This window comes from Methylorubrum thiocyanatum (assembly GCA_014138645.1).
In the GTDB taxonomy this organism is placed as follows: Bacteria; Pseudomonadota; Alphaproteobacteria; order Rhizobiales; family Beijerinckiaceae; genus Methylobacterium; species Methylobacterium thiocyanatum.
In genome coordinates, this window is sequence record JACJIB010000007.1 from 87,554 (window position 1) to 106,545 (window position 18,992).

The 18,992-nt window shown below is 71.7% G+C and carries 20 protein-coding genes and 1 riboswitch; of the genes, 4 read left to right on the forward strand and 16 right to left on the reverse strand.

Annotated features, from left to right (window positions below; all coding sequences use genetic code 11):
* Window positions 1-131: 131 nt before the first annotated feature.
* From HNR51_RS19170 to HNR51_RS19240, 15 genes are all read right to left on the reverse strand, one after another.
* Window positions 132-1,397: a phage major capsid protein gene (locus tag HNR51_RS19170; protein ID WP_182556044.1), complete on the reverse strand. Its 1,266-nt coding sequence runs from the start codon at window positions 1,395-1,397 to the stop codon at window positions 132-134.
* A gap of 33 nt (window positions 1,398-1,430) precedes the next feature.
* Window positions 1,431-1,898 (reverse strand): HK97 family phage prohead protease, encoded by a 468-nt coding sequence (locus HNR51_RS19175; protein WP_182556045.1) that lies wholly within the window; start codon window positions 1,896-1,898, stop codon window positions 1,431-1,433.
* A 71-nt stretch (window positions 1,899-1,969) separates the two neighbouring features.
* The gene (locus HNR51_RS19180; RefSeq protein ID WP_182556046.1) at window positions 1,970-3,130 is read right to left on the reverse strand and encodes a phage portal protein; all 1,161 of its coding nucleotides are present in this window, start codon (window positions 3,128-3,130) and stop codon (window positions 1,970-1,972) included.
* A 50-nt stretch (window positions 3,131-3,180) separates the two neighbouring features.
* Window positions 3,181-4,446: a DNA-packaging protein gene (locus HNR51_RS19185; RefSeq protein WP_182556047.1), complete on the reverse strand. Its 1,266-nt coding sequence runs from the start codon at window positions 4,444-4,446 to the stop codon at window positions 3,181-3,183.
* Entirely contained in the window at window positions 4,409-4,837 is a 429-nt protein-coding gene (locus HNR51_RS19190; protein ID WP_141950883.1) for a hypothetical protein, read from the reverse strand. Before HNR51_RS19190 ends, HNR51_RS19185 begins: the two co-directional genes overlap by 38 nt.
* A gap of 415 nt (window positions 4,838-5,252) precedes the next feature.
* Entirely contained in the window at window positions 5,253-6,029 is a 777-nt protein-coding gene (gene cobJ / locus HNR51_RS19195) for a precorrin-3B C(17)-methyltransferase (RefSeq protein ID WP_182556048.1), read from the reverse strand.
* Window positions 6,026-6,823: a precorrin-2 C(20)-methyltransferase gene (locus tag HNR51_RS19200; protein WP_012453348.1), complete on the reverse strand. Its 798-nt coding sequence runs from the start codon at window positions 6,821-6,823 to the stop codon at window positions 6,026-6,028. The genes cobJ and HNR51_RS19200 overlap by 4 nt, the downstream gene beginning before the upstream one ends.
* On the reverse strand, window positions 6,823-7,455 hold the full coding sequence (locus tag HNR51_RS19205) for a precorrin-8X methylmutase (protein ID WP_012453349.1): 633 nt from the start codon (window positions 7,453-7,455) through the stop codon (window positions 6,823-6,825). The genes HNR51_RS19200 and HNR51_RS19205 overlap by 1 nt, the downstream gene beginning before the upstream one ends.
* The gene (gene cobG / locus HNR51_RS19210) at window positions 7,452-8,741 is read right to left on the reverse strand and encodes a precorrin-3B synthase (RefSeq protein WP_182556049.1); all 1,290 of its coding nucleotides are present in this window, start codon (window positions 8,739-8,741) and stop codon (window positions 7,452-7,454) included. Before cobG ends, HNR51_RS19205 begins: the two co-directional genes overlap by 4 nt.
* Window positions 8,738-12,172 carry a cobaltochelatase subunit CobN gene (gene cobN / locus HNR51_RS19215; RefSeq protein ID WP_182556050.1) on the reverse strand — a complete coding sequence of 1,145 codons (3,435 nt, stop codon included), beginning with the start codon at window positions 12,170-12,172 and terminating at the stop codon, window positions 8,738-8,740. Before cobN ends, cobG begins: the two co-directional genes overlap by 4 nt.
* 13 nt (window positions 12,173-12,185) lie before the next feature.
* Window positions 12,186-13,085, reverse strand: coding sequence for a DUF4349 domain-containing protein (locus HNR51_RS19220; protein ID WP_182556051.1), 900 nt, complete (start codon window positions 13,083-13,085; stop codon window positions 12,186-12,188).
* Window positions 13,082-14,116 (reverse strand): cobalamin biosynthesis protein CobW, encoded by a 1,035-nt coding sequence (cobW, locus tag HNR51_RS19225; protein ID WP_182556052.1) that lies wholly within the window; start codon window positions 14,114-14,116, stop codon window positions 13,082-13,084. The genes HNR51_RS19220 and cobW overlap by 4 nt, the downstream gene beginning before the upstream one ends.
* A gap of 4 nt (window positions 14,117-14,120) precedes the next feature.
* The gene (locus HNR51_RS19230; protein ID WP_012453354.1) at window positions 14,121-14,510 is read right to left on the reverse strand and encodes a DUF1636 family protein; all 390 of its coding nucleotides are present in this window, start codon (window positions 14,508-14,510) and stop codon (window positions 14,121-14,123) included.
* Entirely contained in the window at window positions 14,503-15,279 is a 777-nt protein-coding gene (locus HNR51_RS19235) for a CbtA family protein (protein WP_182556053.1), read from the reverse strand. The genes HNR51_RS19230 and HNR51_RS19235 overlap by 8 nt, the downstream gene beginning before the upstream one ends.
* Window positions 15,280-15,309: 30 nt before the next feature.
* Complete coding sequence (locus HNR51_RS19240) at window positions 15,310-15,489, reverse strand: CbtB domain-containing protein (RefSeq protein ID WP_012453356.1); 180 nt, start codon at window positions 15,487-15,489, stop codon at window positions 15,310-15,312.
* Between the two features lie 40 nt (window positions 15,490-15,529).
* A riboswitch (cobalamin riboswitch) is annotated at window positions 15,530-15,730 on the reverse strand.
* A 66-nt stretch (window positions 15,731-15,796) separates the two neighbouring features.
* Here HNR51_RS19240 and cobU point away from each other — a divergent pair.
* The 3 genes from cobU to HNR51_RS19255 all read left to right on the forward strand — a co-directional run bounded on the left by cobU (window position 15,797) and on the right by HNR51_RS19255 (window position 17,845).
* Window positions 15,797-16,333: a bifunctional adenosylcobinamide kinase/adenosylcobinamide-phosphate guanylyltransferase gene (gene cobU / locus HNR51_RS19245; RefSeq protein ID WP_012453357.1), complete on the forward strand. Its 537-nt coding sequence runs from the start codon at window positions 15,797-15,799 to the stop codon at window positions 16,331-16,333.
* On the forward strand, window positions 16,330-16,929 hold the full coding sequence (cobO, locus tag HNR51_RS19250) for a cob(I)yrinic acid a,c-diamide adenosyltransferase (protein WP_182556054.1): 600 nt from the start codon (window positions 16,330-16,332) through the stop codon (window positions 16,927-16,929). The genes cobU and cobO overlap by 4 nt, the downstream gene beginning before the upstream one ends.
* 250 nt (window positions 16,930-17,179) lie before the next feature.
* Window positions 17,180-17,845, forward strand: coding sequence for an NYN domain-containing protein (locus HNR51_RS19255; protein WP_012453359.1), 666 nt, complete (start codon window positions 17,180-17,182; stop codon window positions 17,843-17,845).
* Between the two features lie 156 nt (window positions 17,846-18,001).
* Here HNR51_RS19255 and fae read toward each other — a convergent pair whose 3' ends face one another.
* Window positions 18,002-18,541, reverse strand: a complete 540-nt coding sequence (gene fae, locus HNR51_RS19260) for a formaldehyde-activating enzyme (RefSeq protein ID WP_012453360.1) — start codon at window positions 18,539-18,541, stop codon at window positions 18,002-18,004.
* 193 nt (window positions 18,542-18,734) lie between these two features.
* On the opposite strand from fae, the gene HNR51_RS19265 reads away from it, so the two are divergent.
* Window positions 18,735-18,992, forward strand: coding sequence for a hypothetical protein (locus HNR51_RS19265; protein ID WP_182556055.1), 258 nt, complete (start codon window positions 18,735-18,737; stop codon window positions 18,990-18,992).

Consider the following 18,992-nt stretch of genomic DNA (forward strand, 5'->3'; position numbering starts at 1 on the left):
GTCTGCGGTTCCTCGAAAAATATCTCTAGATTGATTTTTCTCCTGAATTTTACGAGGTGGTGCATAATTTCCAACCTGGGGTAGGACGAGAGCGTGGGCTACCCAAGCGGGTGCCCACGCCGTGAAGCCGCTCAGGCGAACCGCAGCAGCTTGATCGCGGCGAAGTCCTGCACGCCGCCGCCGACGCGCTTGGTGGTGTAGAACAGGACGTAGGGCTTGGCGGAGTACGGGTCGCGCAGGGTGCGCAGGCCGACGCGGTCCACCACGAGATAGCCGCGCTTGAAGTCGCCGAAGGCGATCGAGTGGCTGCCGGCACCGATGTCGGGCATCGCTTCGGCCTCGACGAGGGGGAAGCCCATCAGGGTCGCGGCCCGGTCGGCGGCGAGCGGCGGCTGCCAGAGGTAGTTGCCGTCCGCATCCTTGAACTTGCGGATCGCGCTCTGCACCCGCCGGTTCATCACGAAGCTCGCGCCCTGGCGGTAGCCGGCGCGTAGCGCGTAGATCAGGTCGAACAGCACGTCGCTCGGATTGCTCGCGGCAAAGGCCCCCGACGCCCCCGTCGTGATGAAGCCGAGCCTGCCCGCCGCCCAGCTCGCATTGGCGACCGTGTCGTAGCTGAGGAAGCCCTTCGGCCGGCCGATGCCGTTGCCGGTGACGAAGGCGACGCTCTCCTGCTCGGCGAACGCCGTCTCCACCTCCTCGGCGAGCCACGCATCGATGTCGAGCACGGCGTCGTCGAGCAGCGTCTGCGTCGCCGCTGGCATGGCGTAGAGTTCCATCGCCGGGAAGCTGAGTTCGGACAGGCTCGGCGCGTCGGTCTGCGGTCGCGGCGCGGTCTCGGCGACCCAGCCGGCGGCGGGGCCGTTGACGGTGACCGCCCGTTTGTACTGTCCGCCGGAGACGGTCCGGACCGTGGCGATGGCGCGGATCGGCGAGATCTCGGCCAAGCGCCGCAACACCTCGCGCTCGATCGTCGGCGGAACGAGATAGCCGCCATCCGGGCCGGAGCCGGCCGACAGCGCCTTCTCCTCCAGCCGCTTGAGGCCGGCGCTCTCGCCGGCGCGGACATAGAGGTCGAACGCCGCCTTGTGCTCGGTGGCCGAGGCATCGCGCGGCGGCTCCGCCCCGCCGAGCGGCGGCCGGGCGCGGTCGAGGCTGATCCGGTCGAGACGGGACTTCGCCTGATCCAGGGCCGCATCGATGCGGGCGAGCTTCTCCTCGGTCACCACGTCGGCCGTCAGGCGGGTCTCGATCTCGGCGAGCCGGGTGTCGTTGGCCTCCTTGAACGCTTCGAAGGCGCGGGCGAACTCGTCGAGCACTGACTCGGTGCCGAACAGCGCCGCCTTGTTCTCGGGAAGGCCTGCGGGGGCCTTGGTCTCGAAACGCATTTCGGTCATGGCATCCTCATCGGTTTTCGGGGTGGAAAGGGGTCAGGCCCGCGCCGCGAGCGCAGCGGCGAGGCGCAGGCGCGGCGGAACGAAGGGGCGCGGTGCCGCGGCACGGATCACCCGCGCATCGGGCTGGAGCGGGAAGGTCACCAGCGAGACCTCCCACAGATCGACGGCGAGGAGCCGGCGCCCGCCGCGCTCGGGCGCGGCGCGCACGACGCGAAAGCCGATTGAGAGCCCACCGAGGGCGCCCTCGCGCATCAGCGCGTCGATCTCGCGGGCGCGCTGGACCGCGAGATTGAGCCGGCCCGCGACCCGCAGGCCGCGGCCATCCTCCTTGAGGGAGAGCCAGGAGCCGATCGGCTCGGCCGGATCGTGCTGCCACAGCATCCGCACGCCCCCCGCGCCCCGCCGGGCGAGGCTCGCCGCGAAGGCACCCGGCGCGACGGTGTCGCGGCCGAGATCGGGCACGCCGAACAGGCTGGCGTAGCCGGTGAAATGGCCATCCATCGAACGAACCTCGGAGAGGGGAGTGAAGAGCGGGCTCTGCCCGGATCCCGCAGGGGTCTCAGGCTCCGGCCTCAGGCCCCGGACCCCGGGACTTGCGCGGGATACCCCACAGCCACGCGCTTCTCGTCCGCAGACAGGAAATCCGCCCCCTGCACCCGGCGCCACAGCGACTCGCGCTCGGTCGCCAGCGCTTCGACGGCGTCGAGATCCGGCTCCAGCCGCGCCGGGCCGAAGGCCGGCTCCAGCCAGCGGGCGAGGGAATCGGCGGTGCGGCGCACCAGCGGGATCACCGTCTGGCGGTAGAAGGCGCGGTTGGCCTCGGCGTAGTTCGCGTGGGTGTTGTCGCCCGGAAGCCCGAGCAGCAGCGGCGGCACGCCGAAGGCCAGGGCGATCTCGCGGGCGGCGGCGGCCTTGGCCTCGACGAAGTCCATCTCCTTCGGCGACAGCGAGAGCGGGCGCCAGTCGAGGCCGCCGTCGAGGAGAAGCGGGCGGCCGGCATTGGTACTGCCCTGATAGCTCGCCTCCAGCTCCGCCTTGAGGCGGGTGAACTGCGTGTCGCTCAAGGCCGCGCCCGTGCTGGGTGCGAAGACCAGGGCGCCGGACGGGCGTGCGGCGTTGTCGAGCAGTGCCTTGTTCCAGGCGCCGGCGGCGTTGTGGATGTCGAGCGGCACGGCCGCCGCCTCCATCGGCGAGAGGCCGTAATGGTCGTCGAGCGGGTTGAACAGCGTCAGGTGCAGGATCGGCGGCACCGCACCCGCCTGCTCGTAGCGGATGCGGCGGCCGCCGACCGTGTAGTCGTAGGCCACCGGCCAGCCATCGGTTCCGGCGATCACCCGCATCCGGTCGGGGCGCAGCGAGAACAGCTCGCGGGGGCTCCCATCGATTTCGACCGCCTCGATATAGGCGTTGCCGGAGACCAGGAGGTGGCCGTAGACGCCGTCGAGGAAGCGCATTCCGCCCTCGCGCGGGTTCGGGCGGGCGAGCAGGTCGAGCAGCGGATGCGCCTCGTCGGCGCCGGCCAGCGTCAGCGGCAGCGAGGCCGCGGCTTCGGCGACCAGCCGGACGGCGCGGTGGACGATGGCATTGCGCTGAAAACCCTCGCGGGCGAGGGCCCCGTAGTCGCGGGCAGTCCACACCGCGCGCGCCTCGCCATAGAGCGCCACCGCTGCTGCGGCCTTCGTCGCAGGCACGTAGCCCGCGGCCCGCGCGAGCCGCGCGATGAATCCAGCCATGGCACGTTCCCCGCTCGCGATGTTTCACGTGAAATTAACCGCGCCGACGCTCAGAGCCGGCGGATGCGCGGCTCCGCGTTCGGCACGAGCATCAGATGCGTGAGCGCCCAGACCAGCGCATCGAGCCGATCGGGTGAGCCGCCGCCCGGCAGGCCGCCGGGACCGAAGGCACACATCTCGTCTTCCAGCGCCGGCAGCGGCCCGACGTGGCGGACCCGCCCCTGGGCGTAGAGCAGCGAAACCGGCTCGGCCCGCAGCAACTTGCCCCGCGTCGCCCGCACGGTGACGACCGGGACGCTCGGATCGGCCTCGGTCAGCACCGCGACGACCATCTCGCCGCCCTGATTGACCTCCGCCACCAGCGCGTCGGCCTTCAGCCGGTGATAGAGCGCGAGCGCGCCCTGTGCCCAGGCGGCCGGCGCTGCCCGTTCCAGTGTCGCGTCCGCCAGCACGTAGGCGGTGCCGTCCGCCGCGATCCCCGCTGCAACGATCCCGCAGGCATCGGCGCCGGCCCGAGAGGAAGCCGGTGGATCGACCGCCACGGCGATGCGCTGCAACGGCGGTGGCGCGTGGATGCGTGCCCGCTCGATGCCGTCGCGGGTCCAGAGGGCGTCCGGCCGATCCTCGATCAGTTCGCCGTCGAGTTCCTGCCGCCCGATCCGGGTGCCGGCATAGCGGCCGACGACCTCTTCCAGGAACCGCGGCGCGAGGTTCTGCGCGTTGTCGGCGGTGCGCGAGCGTGTCACCACGGTTCGCGGATCGGCGAGCAATCGCCGGATCAGCGGCACCGGACGCGGCGTCGTGGTGACGAGGCCGCGCGGATGCGCCCCGAGCCGCAACCCGAACTGGATCATGTCGTAGGCGGCCTCCGCCTCGCGCCACTTGGCGACCTCGTCGGACCACGCGGCGCCGAACTGGGGACCGCGCAGGGAATCCGGCTCCTCGGCGGAGAAGGCGAGCGCCACCGCACCGTTGCCGAACATCACCCGCCGCCGTGACGGCTGCCAGACCGGCGGCGGGCCGCCGAGCCGCGGCAGAGCGAGAAGGCCGGACGGCCCCTCGATCATGACGTCGCGGACATCGGCGAAGGTTTCGCCGACCAGCGCGATGCGACCGACAGCTTCCGCCGTGAAAACCGGATCGCCGTGAGCGAGGCCGCGCACCCATTCGGCGCCGGTCCGGGTCTTGCCCGAGCCGCGCCCGCCGATCACCGCCCAGGTCGTCCAGTCGCCCGGCGGGGGAAGCTGGTCGTGCCGCGCGCGATGGAGCCAATCGGCCTCAAGCAGGCGCAGATGCGCCGTCGAGAGGCGGGTCAAGAACGCCGTCGTCCGGCTCCGCCGCCGCGAATGCAGCATAGCGGCGCGCGATATCCGCGCGCAGGGCCACGAGGTCGGCCACGGACAGGGAAGGTTGGCCGGTTGTGCCATCCGTCTCCCCCTTCCCCGCGGCCCGGTTGGGCCCCTTCATGTCGTCGAGCAGGTTCTTCAGGCCGCCGAGATCGCGCAGGACCTTGCCTGAATCGAACCCGGCCGGCGGCGGCTCGGCGTCGAGCGCCGCATCGAACCGCGCGATCTGCCGCTCGATGTGAATGCGTAGCTGCGCCCGCAGCCTCCTGGCATCGGGCGCCCGCTTCCGGATCGTCTTGGAATTTGGTTTGGAAGAGACGCTCGGCGTCGGCTCACCGCGTGGCTCGGAGGGGTCCGGCATCGCGGCGTCTCCATTCACACTTCTTGAGCGTGCCCTCTACCTACCCGAGGAGCGTCGCGCTGTCAATCTCTTAATTCCTATTTTTGCAGCGTCGAAGGAATTAAGTCAGGAAATGGACGCGATCGCACGGCTTCGACATCGACTCCGGTCGCGACCGGCTATGATTTTTTGCACAAAAGAGGAACGCGAACCGAGCTTCGCTGGTCTTTAAAGTAAGGCGTGCGTATCGGCGCGCCATCGGATGGGAGCCAGCACGATGCTCAAAGGTGGACTTCTGTGGCTGATCGGCATCCCCCTGCCGATCATTCTTCTGCTTTGGTTCTTCGGGGTGTTCTAAAACCTTCCGGGCGCCGGAACCGAGCCTTGAAACCTCGAACGGCGCTCGTCTCGTCTTCGGCCATCCGCTGCGCTCGCCTCAGGCCGTGACGCTCCGCGGCGTGTAGACGAAGGGCAAGCGCCCGTCCCGCTCGATCAGCCGGGTCGTCGGCGCTCCGATGATCACCATCGTCGCCATATCGGCCGGCGCAGTGCGGGCCTCTTCCAGGGTCAGCACCCGCAGCGCTTCGTCGGGCCGGGTCACGGCGCGGGCGAAGATCACCGGCGTCGAGGGGGCAAGGATTTCGGCGGCGAGCGCCAGCGCCCGGCCGAGCTGCCAGGGCCGTGCGGAGGAAATCGGGTTGTAGAGGGCGACGCTGAGGCCTGCCCGCAGCACCGCTTCCAGCCGGGCGGTCACCACGTCCCACGGCTTGAGATTGTCGGAGAGCGAGATCGCGCAGAAATCGCCGCCGAGCGGCGCGCCGAGCCGGGCGGCGGCGGCGAGCATCGCGGTGATGCCGGGCTCAACCTCGATCGTCAGGTTGCGCCAGTCCGCGGGTCCTTGCTCCACCGCCTCGAACACGGCCGCCGCCATGGCGAACACGCCGGGATCGCCGCCGGACACCACCGCGACGCGGCGGCCGGACATCGCGAGTTCGAGCGCGTGGCGGGCGCGGTCGACCTCGACGCGGTTGTCGCTGGCGTGGCGGACCAGTCCTTCGCGCTCCGGCACGCGGGCGACATAGGGAATGTAGCCGATCAGATCCTGCGCCCGGTCGAGGGCGATGCGGGCCGATTCGGTGAGCAGGCGCGGATCGCCCGGCCCGAGGCCGATGATCGTGACGCTTCCCTTTGCCTCCGTCTCTTCCTCACTCACGGGCGGCGGCCCTCGCCGGGCACCAGCACCATGGAGAAGTAGGGCGCGACGTCGTCCTCCTTCTCGGCGAGCGGCACCACCCGCTCGCCGGCCATGGTGCCGCGCTCGACATAGACGGCGCGGGCCAGAAACCCGGTCTCGGCCAGCACGCCGCGCACCTTCGGCAGATGCCGGCCGAGCTTCATGATGACGGCGGCATCGGTGCCCTTCATCCGCTCCACCAGCGCCGCCCGCGGCAGGGTCGCGGGCAGGATGGTGAGTACGTCGTCGCCCCAGGTGATGGGCGTGCCGGCCCGGGTCCAACAGCCGGACATGCCGGTCACGCCGGGGATCACCTCCACGGGGAAGCGGTCCTTCAGGCGCCGCCACAGATGCATGAACGAGCCATAGAAGAAGGGGTCGCCCTCCGACAGGATCGCCACGTCGCGCCCTGCCCCGAGATGGTCGGCGAGCCGGCCCGCCGCCTCGTCGTAGAAGCCGGCGAGCGCGGCCACGTATTCCGGGTGATCGGGGTGAAGCTCGGTGGTGTAGGGATAGGCTAGCGGAAACTCGCGGGTCGGGTCGCAGACCACCGCGTCGGCGATCGTGCGGGCGTTGCCGCGCTTGCCCCGCTTGCAGAAGTGGACGAGCACGGGGGCGTGCTCCAGCACCCGCATGGCCTTCACGGTGAGGAAATCCGGATCGCCCGGCCCCATGCCGACGCCGTAGAGCGTTCCGGTCTTCGCGACGGCGGGAGTCTCGCCCCCGCTATCCGTGGTTTCGACCGGGGCGTCGATGCGCACGCTCCCCTCCATCACTCGATCTCGTTCGCGAGCGCGTTGACGGCGGCCGCCGTCATGGCGCTGCCGCCGCGGCGGCCATGGACGACGACGAAGGGCACGCGCCCGTCCCGCGCCAAAGCCTCCTTCGATTCCGCCGCGCCGACGAAGCCGACGGGGATGCCGATCACCGCCGCCGGGGGCGCAACGCCCTCGTCGAGGAGTTCGAGCAGGCGGAACAGGGCGGTCGGCGCGTTGCCGACGGCGACGACGCTGCCGGGCAGCTTTTCCCGCCACAACTCCATCGCCGCAGCCGAGCGGGTCGTGCCCATCTCCGCCGCCAAAGCCGGCACGCGCGGATCGCCGAGCGTGCAGATGACTTCGTTCCTGGCTGGCAGCCGGGCGCGGGTGACACCGTCGGCGACCATGCGCACGTCGCACAGGATCGGCGCGCCGGCCTTCAAGGCCGCCTCGCCGGCGGCGGCGAAGTCTTGGGACATCTCCACGTCCCTGGGCAGATCGGTCATGCCGCAGGCATGGATCATCCGCACCACGACCCGCTCGGCCGCGCCGGACCAGCGAGCGAGATCGGATTCGGCGCGGATCATCGCGAAGGAGCGCGCGTAGATCGCGCCGCCGTCGCGGATGTAGTCGTGGCGGGCACTCATCTGACGTCGTCCTGAAACACGGAATCCAGCGCCGGACGCCCGGCGGCTGCGGCCTTCCTTATCCGGTCCAGCGCCGCCTCGAAAGCGAGACGCGTTGCCGGCTCGGCAGAGGGAGGCCCGGCGAGCACCACATCGTAGGCGCCGTCGCGGCCCACCAGGGTGAGGTCGGCGGGGCCGGGATGGGCGCAGCCCTTGGCGCAGCCCGAGACATGTGCGGAGAATCCGACACCGGCGAGCGGGGCCAGCGCCTGCGCCAGCCGGGCGGCGTGGTCGGGCACCGGCGTCGTGCCGGAGCGGCAGGCCGGCGCGCCGGGGCAGGCGGCGACCCGGCGGCGCGGATCGTCCGGTGTCACGATGAAGCCGGCGGCCGCCAGTTCCGCCTGAAGGGCGGCGGTGCGGCTCGCGGGAGCGACGAGGGCGAACCCGCGCTCGGCGCTCAGCCGCACGCCGTCCGGGCCGGCCAGAGCCGCGACCCGCTCCAGCCGGTCGGCGGTGCAGCGGCCGAACGGCGCCTGGATGAGGAGGGCCGCTCTCTCCCCGGACAGGGTGACGAGCCCCGGTGCGGCCGGGGCGGGGGACGGTGCGAGCGGCGTCGGCTCGAACGGGAAGAAGCCGGCCACGGCGGCGACCACGGCCCGCTGGCGCGGCTCGAGATCGCGTATCCGGCGTCCGCCGATCTCGGCGAAGGCTGCCAGCGCGAGGCCCAGGGCGCCGACGGCCTGGCGCTCCGGCAGCACGCCGCATCGCAAGGGTCCGCTTTCGCCCGCGAGTCCGAAGGCGATCCGACCGGGTTCCTCGGCGAACAGAAAGAAGTCGGCCTCGACCGTACCGAGGCCGTGGGCGCCGCCGCCATCGATCGCCACCAGCGTCTTGGGCGGCAGGCCCGGCACGGCGCGGCCTGCCGCCTCCACGGCGCGGGCGAGCGCCGGCACGTCGATCCTCTCCGCCGGATCGAGGCCGGCGAGCGGATCGGTCAGCGTCAGGCGCTGCGGGCCGCCATCGTCGCGGCTGTCGCTCAGCCCCGCTTCCGCGAGGGCGCAGGCGAGATGGGGTGCGCTGGCGTCGCTGACGCCGCGGATCTGGAGATTGCCGCGGGCGGTCACGTCGATATGGCCGTTGCCATGCTTCCGCGCGCCCTCGGCCACCGCCCGCATCTGTGTCGGCGTCAGGTGTCCCAGCGGTGGGTGAATGCGGGCCAGCAGCCCGTCGCCGGTCGGCATCGGTCGGGCGAGGGAGGGGCACCAGCCGCGGCGGGCGCCTTCGGGGAGGGAGCGGCGGGGGCTCATTCGGCAGCCATCATCGCATCCGTGGGCGCCGCGTTGCGCCGGCTCTGCCACAGGCCGCGGACCCGCATCTCCTCGAAGCGCTCGAGGATGGCGCGGGTCGCCTCCGGGTTGGCCGCCTTCAAGGCCTCGAAGGTCTCCGGATCGGCGATCCAGGCGCCGTAGAGCCGGTCGAGATCCTCGCTCGACACCGCATCGGTCGCGGCGGCGAGCACGAACACCGCGTCGAGCCCCTGCGCCAGTTCCTGCGCGCCGCGGTAACCGTGGCGGAGCTGCGCCGCGATCCAGCGCGGATGGCCGAGCCGGCCGCGGATCAGCCGGGCGACGTCCTCGCGGGCGGTGCGGGTGCGCGGCGCCTCCGGGTTCGAGACGTCGAGGCTGTAGAGGGCGGGCGCCCTCCCCTCGGACGCGGCGGCGGCGAAGAACCCGCCCATGGCGTCGGCCGCCGCGTCGCCGTCCAGCAGGTCGCGCTCGGCGACGTCGAAGGCGTGGACATAGGCGTCCGCCGCCGCGACGCGGGCGGCGAAATCCGCGTCCGCGCCGTCCGCATCGCCGTAAGCATGGGTGGTGGCGGCAAGATAGGCCCGACCCAGATCGGCGCGCGCCTCCCAGGCGCCGTCGAGCGCCGTCTCGGCCGTCCCCGCGCCGTAGCGGCCGGGAGCGGCGCCGTAGATGCGCGCGGCGGATTCGCCCCGGCGCCGGGCGGCGGCGAGGGGGTTCTCCTCGTCCTCCTCCTCGCGGGCGGCGACGGCGCGGGCGGCGCGGTCGAGCAGCGCCAGGGTCTCGGGGAAGGTGTCGCGGAAGGCGCCGGAGACGCGGCAGGTCACGTCGATGCGCGGCCGGTCGAGGAGGGCCAGCGGCAGCACCTCGAAGCCGGTGACGCGGGTCGAGGCATGGTCCCAGACCGGGCGCACGCCCATCAGCGCCAGGGCATGGGCCACGTCCTCGCCGCCGGTGCGCAAAGTCGGCGAGGCCCACAGATCCATGACGATGCGCGCCGGATACTCGCCCTCGTCCTGCAGGTAGCGGCGCACCACGGCGTCGGCCGCCTTGGCGCCGAGCATCGTCGCGGCACGGGTGGGCAGGCTGCGCGGGTCGAGCGTCGTCAGGTTGCGGCCGGTCGGCATCACGTCCTGTCGCCCGCGCGAGGGCGAGCCGGCCGGACCCGGCGCGACGAAGCGGCCATCGAGAGCGGCGACGAGGGCCGCGCGCTCGGCCTCCGCACTGGCGCGGACCGGCTCTGTGGCGTCCGCGGGGGCGCGGCCGAACACGTGCAGGCCGTCGCGGAACGGCGTCTCGCCCAGATCGCACAGATGCGCGTCGAGGGCGGTCAGCGCGTCGGCCATCGGCGTGTCGCCGTCGATCCCTGCACCCGCGAGCAGGCCGGCGGAGGCGGCTTCATCCAGGATCGCCTCGGCGATCAACCCGGCCCGGCGCGGGTCGAGCACGCTCGCCGCGGAGTATTCTTCGACGAGTTCGCGGAGCGCCGCGGCCTCGGGGGTGAGGCCGGCGGCCTCGATCGTGGGGGTGAGGTGTCCCAGTGCGATCCCGCCGAGCCGGCGCTTGGCCGGCGCGGCCTCGCCGGGATCGTCGACGATGAAGGGATAGATTACCGGCAGCGCCCCGACCGCCCGCGCCGGCCAGCAATCCGGCGACAGCGCCACCGCCTTGCCCGGCAGCCACTCGGTGGTGCCGTGGGTGCCGAGATGGATCAGCGCGTCGAAGCCTTCGCGCAGGCCGAGATAGAAGGCGAGATAGGCGTGGGTCGGCGGCTCGTCGGGGTCGTGGTAGCCGGCCTTGCGGTCGGCGGCGCGGCCGCGGTCGGGCTGGAGGAAGAGGGCAAGACCTGCGCGGTCGGCTTCACGCGCGTCGTCGTGCGCATCCCCTCTCCCCGCACGCGGGGAGCGGGTCGCGACGACCTCGTCGTCGGCGCGACAAGCGGGAGCGACGGTGAGGGGGCGTTTCAGCTCGAGCCTCTCGATGTGCGCGACATCGGCTCGCACCATCCGGAACCGGAACGCCCCATCCCGGCAGAGCGGGTCAGCCTCCGGTGCGCCCCAGCGCTCGGTCAGTTCCGCCCGCCGCTCGTCCGGCAGTGCCTCGAACCATGCCGCATAATCGGCGAGCGGGACCGCAAAGCCGGGCTCGCCCGCGGTGAGCGCCGCCATCAGTGCGCCCGCCTCCGGCAACGCGCCCGCGGCAAACCCGGCCGCGGCGAGGTCGGCGGCGATGGCACGGGCGCTGTCCGGCGTGTCGAGGCCGACCGCGTAGCCGGCCCGGCCGCCGCGGGCGGGATAGTCGGAGAGCACCATCGCGAGCCGGCGCTTCCCGCGCGGCGTCCGCCGCAGACGGATCCAGGCGGCGGCACGGTCGGCGAGCGCGGCGATGCCGGCGGGGTCGGGCACGGCGCGGCGTTCGGAAAACCCCTCGACCGCTTCGGCCTCCTCCTTGAACGAGATCGGGAAGCCCGAGAGCCGCCCGTCGAATTCCGGCAAGGCCACCTGCATGGCGAGGTCGGCCGCGTTCATGCCCCGGCCCGAGGCGGCCCAGGCGTCGCGGGGCGCGCCGATCGTGTAGGCCTGGATCACGGGGCAGGCGGCGGCATCGAGCACGAAGCCGGCATCGTCGCGGGCGGAGAAGGCGGTGGCCGCGAGCACGATGTCGGGCCGGCGCGCGGCCAACGCCGTGCGCAGGACGGCGACCGCTTCCGGGTCCTTCAGGCTCGACACCGCGAGCGTGACGCAGCCGATGCCGCGTTCGGTGAGGGACGCGGCAAGCCGGGCGGCGGGCGCGGTCTCGCCGGAGAGCACCGCCGAGCGGTAGACCAGCAGCAACGCCAGCGGTCCCGGCCCGGCGGCCTGCATCGCCGCCTCGACGGGGAGCGGCCCGCAGCCGGGACACCACGCGAAGCCCCGAGGCAGCGCCCGCGGCGGCGCCGGCTCGAAGGCGGCGCCCGCCTCCGACGCGAGGCAGCGCAGCAGGTTCTTCAGGTTCTCCGGCCCGCCCGCGCGGAAATAGGCGTCGAGGCGGGCGCAGGTCTCCGGCGGCAGCGTGGAGAAGGCGTCGAGGCGCGGGTCCGGCCGGTCGTCGCCGGGCAGGACCGCGAGCCGCACACCGTGCGCCCGGGCCGCCGCGGCGGCGCGCTCGATGCCGTAGCGCCAGTAATCGAGCCCGCCGAGGCAGCGGATGACGCAGACCTTGGCGCGGGCGATCACCCCGTCGACGTAGAGATCGACCGACATCGGGTGGCGCAGCTGCGCCATCTTGGCGAGCCGCAGCGACGGCAGGCCGGGCTCGGCCGCGTGCGCGCGGGCGACGGCTGCCAAGTCCGTATCGGTAAACGACAGAAAGACGATCTCGCCCGGGCTCTGGCCGAGATCGACCGCCGCCTCGCCCTCGTCGAGGGAGACCGTATCGAGGCGGATCAGGTGCATGGCGCGGGCGCCCTCACGGCTCCAGGCGGACGCGGGCCGGATGGGCCCGCTTGCGCCGGATGCGCCAGACCAGCCGCAGGAGCAAGGCGGCAAAAAGGACGATCGGCAGCCACGGCAGGCTCGCGACAGTGAACCGGAGGGCGGAAGCCGCACTCTCGCCGAGGATCGGCCCGCTGCGGGACCAGACCTCCTGAACCGGGGCGAAGGCCCCCGCCCGCGCCCGGCTGGTGCGGACGTTCAACGTGACGATCTCGGTGTCCACGCGCTCGTCGAGGCCGCGGCGCGTCGCTTCCGCCTCCTCGATCTGGCTCTGGACCTGCGCCAGCTCGCCCGCGATCTTGATCAGATCCTCGGCGCGGTTGTCGGGCTTCTCGGCGAGCGCGGTCAGGCGGCTGCGGTAGTCGTTGAGCTGGGTCAGCCGCCGGCCGGTATCGCTGATGGCGGCGGTGAGATCCTCGGCGCGGGTGGCCTGCTCGATCAGCGTGACGTCGCCCGCCGCCTCGCCCGGCAGGGGCGCGGTGACGAAGGCGACGTAAGGCGCGACCGCGGCGTGCGGCAGCCGCACCTGAACCTGCGCCTGCGGCTGGCGCGTGCCGCTGCCATCGCGGATCGACGCAGTCAGCAGGGTGCAGCCCGCGGTCTCGTTGAGGCAGCGGTCGCGGGCGGCGGCGAAGTGCGGCGCCACCCGGTCCGGCGCGAGGCCGACGGTAAGGTCGTGGCGATAGGCGAGCTTGGCCGTGCTCGTTTCGCGCGCGGCGGAGACGAAGGGCGCGGGGGCCGGCGCTGCGGCCGTGCGCAGGTCACCGGCCGCCTCGCGCCGGTTGTCGGAGCAGCCGGCGAGAAGGACGACGGCCGGCAGAAGCGCGTGCCATCGCCCGCGCGCTCGCCGACCTCCGGCCCGGCCCCGGCTCATCCGCGCAGAGCGGCCGCGACCGCGTCCTGATCGAACCCCTTGAGGCCGATGACGACGAGGCGCCCGTCGCGCGGCTCCGTGCCCTTCCAGGGACGGTCGTAATGGGCGGCGACGCGCCGGCCGACGCCCTGCACCACGAGGCGCATCGGCTTGGCCCGAACCTCGGCAAACCCCTTGATCCGCAGCACGCCCTCGACCTCGGCCGCCCGCTCGACGCGGGCGGACAGATCGTCCGGGCTGCCGGCGATGCCCACGGGGATCGCGACGGATTCGAAGTCGTCGTGGTCGTGGTCCTCGCCCTCGCCGTGATGCGAGGGGCGGGCGTCGAGGTCGTCCTCGGCCGCCGCGGCGATCCCGAGCAGCACCCGCGGGTCGAGGCGGCCGTGCTCGGTCGCGACGATCTCGACGGCGCGCGGCAGATGCGCCTCGATCTCGGCCCGGACCTTCTGACGCCCCGCCTCGTCGAGCAGGTCGGATTTGTTGAGCACCACGAGGTCGGCGCAGAGGATCTGGTCCTCGAACACCTCCTCCAGCGGGTTGTCGTGATCGACGGAACTGTCCGCCGCGCGCTGGTCGGCGAGCGCGTCCGGATCCTCGGCGAAGAGGCCCGAGGCGACCGCCGGGCCGTCGACGACCGCGATCACGCCGTCCACGGTCACCCGCGAGCGGATCGCCGGCCACTGGAACGCCTGGACCAGGGGCTTGGGCAGGGCGAGGCCGGAGGTCTCGATCAGGATGTGCTCCGGCGGCTCGGGCCGGTCCAGCAGCTTGGTCAGCGCCGGGACGAAGTCGTCGGCCACCGTGCAGCAGATGCAGCCGTTGGGCAGTTCCACCACCGAATCCTCGTCGCAGCCCTCGATGCCGCAGGCGGCGAGGAAGGAGCCGTCGAAGCCGAGATCGCCGAACTCGTTGACGATGATGGCGAGCCGGCGCCCGCCGGCATTCTCGACGGTGTGGCGCACGAGCGTCGTCTTGCCGGCCCCGAGGAAGCCGGTGACGATGGTGCAGGGGATTTTTTGCACGAGGCTCATGGTTCTAGGGCTTCCGGTGCGGCGGGATGCGGGCGACGACACCCTTGCGAAACGCCTCCGGGCGCTCGCGCCAGGGCACGACGCCGTCGGGGGTCTCGATGTAGCGGCGCAGGCCCGCGAGGAGAGTGCGGGCCGACGCTTCGGCATCGTCGAGGGCGTCGAAATCGCCGTAGACGTAGGTCCAGCGGCCGGGTGAGACGACCGCGACGGTGCAGGGCCGCTTGCAGACCGAGAGGCATTCGGCGCCCTCGATCGTCAGGCCCGGCACCGGTTCGCGCTCGGCCTCCGCCAGGAGCGCGGCGAGGAGCTTGGCCCCGGCGCGCGGCTCGGACGTGTCGCCCGCCGCGCGGCAGGTGGTGCAGACCGACAGGACGGCCGTATCGGGATCAGGCATTCGCGCGAACGCCCGCCTCGCGGCCAAACAGCCCCCAGGCCCAGCCATAGGCCAGCCCGATCACCGCCCAGAACACGAAGCCGATGGCGAGCGAACGCGCGGCGAACTGCGCGGCCGTGGCCGGCGGCACCTGCGACGAGACCGTGTCGATCGATTGCGGCGCGCCCGCCAGATGCGGGGCGACGATGAGGACGAGTCCGCCGAGGATCGTCAGCGGCACCCGCCGCACGGCGATCAGGTAGAGGCCGAGGCCGGTGGCCACCACCGTCATCAGCCACCACGCCTGGCGCAGCACGAGCGGCGCGGCGCCCATGCCGGGCAGTTCCGGCGGCAGGCCGATGGCGGGGGCGAGCGCCACCGCGAGGAAGCCGGCGATGCCGACAACGAGTCCGCCCTGCGGGGTCGGCTCGCGGCGCAGGGCCAGCATCACCGCCGCGAGCAGCAGCGCGTAGCCGACACCGCCGACCAGCGTGGCAAGTCCGGTGAAGGCCATGCGCTGCAGGCCCGGCGCGGGCTGCCACTCGTCCGCCTTGCCGTGGTCGTGTCCGCCCTCGCCATGTGCATGCGCGTGGGCCGGGACGATCAGCGCGGCGAACTGGACGGCGGGGGCCGCATCAAAGGATGGGGCGTGGGCCGCATGCGCGCCCTCGCCCTCATAGGTCTCCGCCTGAAGGATCAGCGGGGAGGTCAGCGCGAGCTGAAGGCCCGTCGCGACGACGGACGCGAGGAAGCCGGCGACGAGCGCCGCCGACAGCAACCGGGTGATCATGGAACCGCTTTGAGCCGCTGGATGCGCGGATCAGTGGCAGGGGAAGTTCTGCGCGTGGCGGAAGTCGTGCGCCGCGTTGTGCAGCACGGTGGCCGGGGCGAAGCCCGCCACGAAGACGAGACCGAGGCCGAGGAAGGCGGCGACGATGAGCGCGCGGGCGCCCTCGGCCGAGCGGGTGGTGGCCTGGGTCTGAAGGGTCGCAGTCGTCATCGGGTCACGGGCTCCGGCCGCCCCACCGGCGGCGTTCGAGGACAGAACGTTTCGGACGGCAGGTCTCCTGGCTCGCGGCTGGTATCGTGCCTGCCGCCTTCCCGGAACACCCGGTGGCTCGTGGCAGGAACTCGCCGCTCACAGTTGCGGGGGCAGCCGCGGAATCGGGACTTTCGAAAAAGCCTCTCACCGCATTCCCTTTTCACCCCGTTGCCGGGGCACCGTCATCGGGCGCTTGTAACGCGGAGTCGGTGCCTATGCAAAGCGCCATTGCGTGAGGGCCTGGGCCCGGTGCAAACGGACGGGCATGACGGAGGCTGCACCCGACCGGATGACGCTGGTGCTCGGCGGCGCGCGCTCGGGCAAGAGCGCCTATGCCGAGCGGCTGATCGAGGCCTGCCCCGCCCCCTGGCTCTACATCGCCACGGCGCAGGCCTGGGACGACGAGATGCGCGTCCGCATCGGCGAGCATCGCGCGCGCCGCTCGGACTCGTGGCGCACCCTCGACGTGCCGACGGCGTTGCCGGAGGCGGTGGCCGCCGCGACCGGGCCGGTGCTGGTCGATTGCCTCACGCTCTGGCTCACCAACCTGCTGCTGGCCGAGGCCGATCTCGACGCGGCCACCGAGGCCCTGGCGCGGGCCTGCGCCGCCGCGCCGGGTCCGCTGGTGCTGGTGGCCAACGAGGTCGGCCTCGGCATCGTGCCGGACAACGCGCTGGCCCGCCGTTTCCGCGATGCGGCCGGGCGGCTGCACCAGCGGCTCGCGCGCGACGCCGACCGGGTCGTGCTCACCGTCGCGGGGCTGCCGCTGACGGTCAAACCCTCACGAGAGAATCCCGCATGAACGACGACGCCCGCCACCGTGAAAAGATGGCCAAGCGCAAGGCGGTACAGGACGCCGAGGTCGCGTCCAAAAACATCGAGAAGGGCCTGCTCGTCGTCCATACCGGCCCCGGCAAGGGCAAGACGACCGCCGCGCTCGGCCTCGTGCTGCGCATGCTCGGGCGCGGACACCGGGTCGGCGTGGTGCAGTTCATCAAGGGCGCCTGGGACACCGGCGAAGCCCGCGCGCTGAAGACCTTCGGCGACCGGATCGCGTGGCATGCGCTCGGCGAGGGCTTCACCTGGGAGACCCAGGACAAGGCCCGCGACATCGCCGCCTGCCGCAACGCCTGGGAGACCGCCCGCGCGCTGATGGCGGACGAGAGCATCCGCCTGCTCGTCCTCGACGAACTGAACATCGCGCTGCGCTACGACTACCTCGACCTCGACGCGGTCGTTGCCGAATTGCAGGCGCGCCGGCCCGACCTCCACGTCGTGGTGACCGGCCGCAACGCCAAGCCGGCGCTCATCGAGGCCGCCGACCTCGTCACCGAGATGGGCAGCGTGAAGCACCATTTTTCGGCGGGGGTGAAGGCGCAGGAGGGGATCGAGTTCTGAGGGTGCGCGTGGCCTTGTCCGGAGATCGAACTCAGTCAGATCGACGTTGAAGGGCTGCCAAGGGTGGGGAGCGGCTGTCGGCAGGTTCCACCAACGACTCGTTGCAGTGGCATGCACCGCCCGTTGCATCTTGTAACGGAGGGCCATCGGCCCTATCATAAAGCCTTACCCGCCGGCAGCGTGCTGTCGGCTCGAAAGCCGCCGAGAGGAAACTCAAGGCGGCTTTCGCTTTTTCAGATATACGGTTTTGATGCGAACGATTGTCTACATCGATGGCTTCAACCTGTATTTCCGGATGCTGCAAAAGCGTCCTGATCTGAAATGGGTCAATCCCAAGCTTCTGTCTGAACAGGCTCTTCGCCCCGAAAATCAGGTCATTCAGGTTCGTTATTATACAGCCCGTGTCTCCGCGCGGGTCGATCCGACCGCGCCGAGCCGACAGCAGGTGTATTTCAACGCTTTGGACACGGTGCCGGAGGTGCTGATCCACCAGGGCACATTCCTGGCCACCAAGAAATTCGCGGGTCTGGTGCATCCCCCGCAATTCCGGCCGCAACTGGCGGCCCAGCTGCCGCAACCGTGGCCGGCCGTGGTGAAGGTCCATAAGACCGAGGAGAAAGGCAGCGACGTCAACCTCGCGAGCCATCTGCTGCTCGACGCTTTCCGGGACAATTTCGACGTCGCCGCGGTACTGTCGGCGGACAGCGACCTGATCGAGCCGATCCGCATCGCCACACAGGAGTTGGGCAAGGTGGTGGGGCTATTGTCGCCCGTAGCGGTTCCCAATCCTGACCTTGCGGCAGCGTCGAGCTTCGTGCGCCGTCTGAGCATCGGGCATCTGACGGCCGCGCAATTCCCAAACCCTCTGACGCTCGCTGACGGGACGCAGATCCACAAACCGGCGAACTGGGTCTGATCCTCGTCCCAGGACTCAAACGGTCTGCAACGGGTCGAAAACGGCTCCCTTGTATGGTCAGGCTGATTGGGTGCGGACTCGAGGAATCCACCCTGGCCGAGCCCGACCGCTTCAAGCGGGACACGGCCCGAGCCGCGCCCCACCACAGCCAAAGAATCAGTACTCGATGATGTCTTCGAGCGCGTAGTGCTTCACCGTCTTGCGGTTGGCGATCAGCTCGTCGATCGTCGGCTCGCCCTTCATGGCGCGGGCGATGGCGAGCTTCGTCGCCTCGTAGTTGGTGCGGTAGAGATCCTTGCGGTCGAGGTTCTCGTCCTTGCCGCAGCGCTCATCGAGCCAGATCGTGATGATCATGCACAGCTCGTCGAGGCCGTCCTTCGGCAGGATGCCCTCGATCACGCAATCGACGATGGCGTCGCCGGTGGCCGCCTGGACCACGCCGCCGAGAAGCTCGGCGTATTCGGCGGTGTGGATCGTGACCTTGGTGGTCATGATCGTGGAGGGGCGCACGAGCTGGTTGAGGTCGCGCACCACGAACATGCGGGTGTGGCCCTGAACCTGCCCGAGCATGCCGGCGAAGGCGTGGCCCACGGGGCCGCGGGTGGAGCCGATCAGCACCTCCGGCATCGCGTCGGTGAACTGTCCTTCGGCGGCGAGCACGGTCGCCTCGCCGGTGCGGAACCAGATCTCGGACATGTCGGTCATCCCTTGCGTGTCGTGTGACGTCGCGCCCGGCGGGCGGTCGGCGCGCAGACATCATCCCCGGCCGCGCGCGTCAATCACCTTCGCCGGACGCGTAGTGCGGGCCACGCCCCTGGTCGGCGGCGGAAAAACCCTCCATCTCAATCGCCGACCCCACTTGCCAACACGGACCGGAAGGATCGATGCGATGAGCGAGCCCGGCGAGGGGAGTCAAACGGGCGTTCAAACGGGCGTTGGAACCGGCGGCGAGCGGGGCTGGAGCCTGTCCGCCCGGGCCGAGGGCGAGGGCGTGCGCCTAGAACTGGGCCTGCCCGATCTCGGCGGACGCCCCGTCACCGCGATCCTCAGCCTCGACCGGACGGAGGCGCGGGCCTTCGCCCGGGCGCTGCTCGCCGCAGCGGGCGATGCGACCGAGCGGACCTTCGTCGGACCTCACGAGACCTGA

Coding starts and splice junctions, on each gene's coding strand:
- HNR51_RS19170 (WP_182556044.1), bottom strand. CDS start 1,397: ATGACCGAAATGCGTTTCGAGACCAAGGCCCCCGCAGGCCTTCCCGAG.
- HNR51_RS19175 (WP_182556045.1), bottom strand. CDS start 1,898: ATGGATGGCCATTTCACCGGCTACGCCAGCCTGTTCGGCGTGCCCGAT.
- HNR51_RS19180 (WP_182556046.1), bottom strand. CDS start 3,130: ATGGCTGGATTCATCGCGCGGCTCGCGCGGGCCGCGGGCTACGTGCCT.
- HNR51_RS19190 (WP_141950883.1), bottom strand. CDS start 4,837: ATGCCGGACCCCTCCGAGCCACGCGGTGAGCCGACGCCGAGCGTCTCT.
- HNR51_RS19200 (WP_012453348.1), bottom strand. CDS start 6,823: ATGGAGGGGAGCGTGCGCATCGACGCCCCGGTCGAAACCACGGATAGC.
- HNR51_RS19205 (WP_012453349.1), bottom strand. CDS start 7,455: ATGAGTGCCCGCCACGACTACATCCGCGACGGCGGCGCGATCTACGCG.
- cobG (WP_182556049.1), bottom strand. CDS start 8,741: ATGAGCCCCCGCCGCTCCCTCCCCGAAGGCGCCCGCCGCGGCTGGTGC.
- cobN (WP_182556050.1), bottom strand. CDS start 12,172: ATGCACCTGATCCGCCTCGATACGGTCTCCCTCGACGAGGGCGAGGCG.
- HNR51_RS19220 (WP_182556051.1), bottom strand. CDS start 13,085: ATGAGCCGGGGCCGGGCCGGAGGTCGGCGAGCGCGCGGGCGATGGCAC.
- cobW (WP_182556052.1), bottom strand. CDS start 14,116: ATGAGCCTCGTGCAAAAAATCCCCTGCACCATCGTCACCGGCTTCCTC.
- HNR51_RS19230 (WP_012453354.1), bottom strand. CDS start 14,510: ATGCCTGATCCCGATACGGCCGTCCTGTCGGTCTGCACCACCTGCCGC.
- HNR51_RS19235 (WP_182556053.1), bottom strand. CDS start 15,279: ATGATCACCCGGTTGCTGTCGGCGGCGCTCGTCGCCGGCTTCCTCGCG.
- HNR51_RS19240 (WP_012453356.1), bottom strand. CDS start 15,489: ATGACGACTGCGACCCTTCAGACCCAGGCCACCACCCGCTCGGCCGAG.
- cobU (WP_012453357.1), top strand. CDS start 15,797: ATGACGGAGGCTGCACCCGACCGGATGACGCTGGTGCTCGGCGGCGCG.
- cobO (WP_182556054.1), top strand. CDS start 16,330: ATGAACGACGACGCCCGCCACCGTGAAAAGATGGCCAAGCGCAAGGCG.
- HNR51_RS19255 (WP_012453359.1), top strand. CDS start 17,180: ATGCGAACGATTGTCTACATCGATGGCTTCAACCTGTATTTCCGGATG.
- fae (WP_012453360.1), bottom strand. CDS start 18,541: ATGTCCGAGATCTGGTTCCGCACCGGCGAGGCGACCGTGCTCGCCGCC.
- HNR51_RS19265 (WP_182556055.1), top strand. CDS start 18,735: ATGAGCGAGCCCGGCGAGGGGAGTCAAACGGGCGTTCAAACGGGCGTT.